The organism is Brevundimonas sp. P7753, assembly GCF_013386595.1.
Taxonomy (GTDB): Bacteria; Pseudomonadota; Alphaproteobacteria; order Caulobacterales; family Caulobacteraceae; genus Brevundimonas; species Brevundimonas bullata.
This window is the reverse complement of the sequence record NZ_JACARP010000021.1, coordinates 1-1,345: the sequence shown is the minus strand read 5'-3', so window position 1 is coordinate 1,345 and position 1,345 is coordinate 1. Positions and strand designations below refer to the sequence as shown.

General features: G+C 63.3%; 1 protein-coding gene. It reads left to right on the top strand.

Annotated elements, in window-relative coordinates; all coding sequences use genetic code 11:
- Positions 1-65 precede the first annotated feature (65 nt).
- Positions 66-1,088, top strand: coding sequence for an IS110 family transposase (locus HX774_RS04770; RefSeq protein WP_178824693.1), 1,023 nt, complete (start codon positions 66-68; stop codon positions 1,086-1,088).
- Positions 1,089-1,345 lie beyond the last annotated feature (257 nt).

The window sequence follows — 1,345 nt, the reverse complement described above, 5'->3', positions numbered from 1 at the left end:
GATGCTGTGGACGGCTCTCCAACCCACCGGCGGCGTTAAGCCTCCGGCAGAGCTGGAGGAAAGCCATGAATCAGGTAGTCACGGTTGGTTTGGACATCGCGAAGTCCGTGTTCCAGGTACACGGCGTCGATGCTGAAGGCGTCGTCGTCATTCGACAGAAACTGACGAGGGCGCGACTGCTGAAGTTCTTTGGCAAGCTTGATCCGTGTCTGGTGGGGGTCGAGGCCTGCGGAACATCGCATCACTGGGCGCGCGAGTTGATTGGGCTGGGCCACGATGTTCGGCTGATGCCGCCGAGCTATGTGAAGCCGTATGTGAAGCGCCAGAAGAACGACATGGCCGACGCGGAGGCGATCTGCGAGGCAGTGACCCGGCCGACGATGCGTTTCGTGCCTGTGAAGTCGCGGGACCAGCAGAGCGTCATGGTGCTGCATCGGACCCGGCTGATCCTGACGCGCCAGCGCACACAGATCTCGAACGCCATTCGCGGCCACATGGCAGAGTTCGGGCTCGCGGCGGCCGTCGGTCGCCAAGGCCTCGAGAGACTGATCGAAGTGATCGCCGATGCCGCCGACGAGCGCGTGCCTCCCGAGGCGCGGGTCTGCCTCAGAATGCTGGTTGTTCAGCTCGGCTTGGTGAATGAACAAATTCTGGAAACCGACCGGCTGATCCGCACCAATGCCCGCTCCACAGAAATCGGCCGCCGGTTGATGGAGATACCTGGCGTCGGGCCGCTGCTCGCCAGCGCTCTCGTTGCCACGGTGGCCGATCCCAAGGCCTTCCAGTCCGGACGCAACCTGGCGGCCTGGATCGGTCTGGTGCCCAGACAGAATTCCAGCGGCGGCAAGGAACGGCTCGGCGGGATCACCAAGCAGGGCGACCGCTATCTGAGACAGATGCTGGTCGTCGGCGCGCTCGCAGTCGTTCGATACGCCCAGCGCAACGGCACGCGCCGGCCGTGGCTCGTGCAGTTACTGGCTCGACGAACGCCGAAGGTTGCGGCGGTGGCGCTAGCCAACAAGAACGCCCGCATGATTTGGGCGATCATGAACAGCGGTGAACGCTACCGGGAGCCGCTCGCGGCATAAAGGACAGGTCCGGCGTCATGCTGCGGCCGACGAACTTGGGAAGGGCGGACGAGATGTAATGCGACAGCCGGTCGAAACCGGAAGGCGGGAGAACCTATATGCGCCAGAGCGCCTCGAGCGCGTGCTGTTGGTCAGGACCCATCTTCGCGGAAGGCATTATGGCCAGCGGTCATGCGAACCGCACCAACAGGTCGAACACATGGCCGCACCGACCAGGCTCAGCAGAACGTCAAATCAATCCTTGCCAACGGAGAGCC

Bases quoted from the DNA above. Each gene is read 5' to 3' on its own strand.
- HX774_RS04770 (WP_178824693.1), top strand. From the start codon at position 66: ATGAATCAGGTAGTCACGGTTGGTTTGGACATCGCGAAGTCCGTGTTC.